We start from the raw sequence: 1,673 nt of genomic DNA, 5'->3' as shown, positions 1-1,673 counted from the left end.
GGCAGCGGCACCGGGTCGGTGCCGAGGTTGACGACGCACGTGACGTCGCCGCGGGCGAACGCGAGGACGTCGCCGGTCGTCTCCACCCAGGTCAGCGGGCCGTCGCCGAGCGCGGGCTCGGCCCGGCCGTGCCCGACGAGGACGGTGCCGGCGCGACCGTGCCGGACGGTGCCGCCCAGGTCGTCGCGGAGCTCGGTGTCGCGGTGCACCCGCACCGCACGGTGACCCCTCATCGCACGCCCCCTCGGGTGAGGTGTCCGATTTCGACACTAGACCCGGCGTCGCGACGCCGACAAGGTCGCCCCCCGACGCACCGTGCGGCACCGGTCCGGACCGTCCCCACACGCCGCGCACCACCGGCAGCCGGCCGTCGTCCACCGCCTCCTCGAGCTCTGCGTGGTCCGCCTCCGTGCGGTCCGCGTAGGTCGCCGCGAAGTCCGCGAGCGCCTCGTCGGCCGCCGACGAACCGCCCAGGTACGCACCGATCGCGATCGCGTCGCCCGACCGTGCGTGCGCCCGCGCGAGGGTCCACGCGCACAGCCGTCCGTAGACCTCGAGCCCGGCCGGCCGCGCCCCCGTCAGGTCGAGCCCGCCCTTCCAGTCCCGCAGCTGCCGCACGTAGTAGTCGCGCGCGACCCCGTCCGGGCCCGCCGACCGCTGCCACCCGAGCATCACGTCGCTCACGGCCTGCATAAGCCGCTGACCCTCCACGACCCGCTGCCCCTGCTGCGCGTACCCGCCCCGCCCGACGTGCGGCTCCAGGACCGACGCCTGCGCCTCCTTCGCCTGCAGCACGAGCACGTCGTCGGAGTCGACACCCTGCAGCAGCACGACGAACGCGCGCGTCCCGACGCTGCCCACGCCGACGACCTTCCGCGCGATGTCCACGACCCGGTACCGCTCCGCGAGCCGCCGCCGGTCCGGCGCGAGCGACGCCCGGTAGTCGACCAGCAGGTCCGCGATGCCGCGCCGGAACACGGGGGCGGCGTCCGCCGGCAGCACGTCCTCGAGCGTCGACACCAGCGGCGGGTCCGCGACGAACCGCCGCTCGTCGCCCTCCACGCGCGTGAGCCGGGCGGCCGCCTGCAGGTGGTCCCGCCGTCGCGCCTTGTCGAGCGCCGTCCGCGCCCGCCGCACCATGCGCTCGTCCTGCGGCACCGTGTCGACCAGGTCGCCCAGGTCGATCCGCGCGTACCAGACCGCCAGCGCCGTCTGCCCCGCGAAGTCCCGCACCGCCTCGCGGTACGCGCGCGCCGCGCCCATGACGATCTCGCGCCGCCGCCGCCGCCCGACGTCGAGCGTGCGCGCGACCACCTCGAGGCTCGCGAGCAGACGCTTCACGTCCCACTCGAACGGACCGGGGTGCGACTCGTCGAAGTCGTTGAGGTCGAACACGAGGTTCCGCTCCGGGGATCCGTACGTGCCGAAGTTCGCGACGTGCGCGTCACCGCACAGCTGCACTCCGAGCCCCGAGTCCGCCGACGCGCCCAGGTCCGCCGCCATCACGACCGCCGACCCGCGCAGGTACGCGAACGGCGACTCCGCCATCCGCCCGTACCGCACCGGCACCAGGTCGGGCAGCCGCGTCGTCGCCTGCGCCTCCAGCAGGTCCAGCGCACCCGGCCGCCCGCCGCGCTCCGCGACCTCCGCGAGCGCCGACCGCGGCACCCGCT

Annotated in this window: 1 protein-coding gene; it reads right to left on the bottom strand. The window is 75.9% G+C overall.

What is annotated here, in order from left to right; all coding sequences use genetic code 11:
• Positions 1-1,673 (bottom strand): DUF2252 domain-containing protein (locus tag HGA02_RS18650; protein WP_246248081.1); only part of this gene is annotated, 1,673 nt, incomplete at both ends.

It is taken from the genome of Cellulomonas septica (genome assembly GCF_012396155.1).
Lineage (GTDB): Bacteria > Actinomycetota > Actinomycetes > Actinomycetales > Cellulomonadaceae > Cellulomonas > Cellulomonas septica.
Note: the sequence above shows the minus strand (reverse complement) of the source record. Positions and strands in the feature narration are given on the sequence as shown.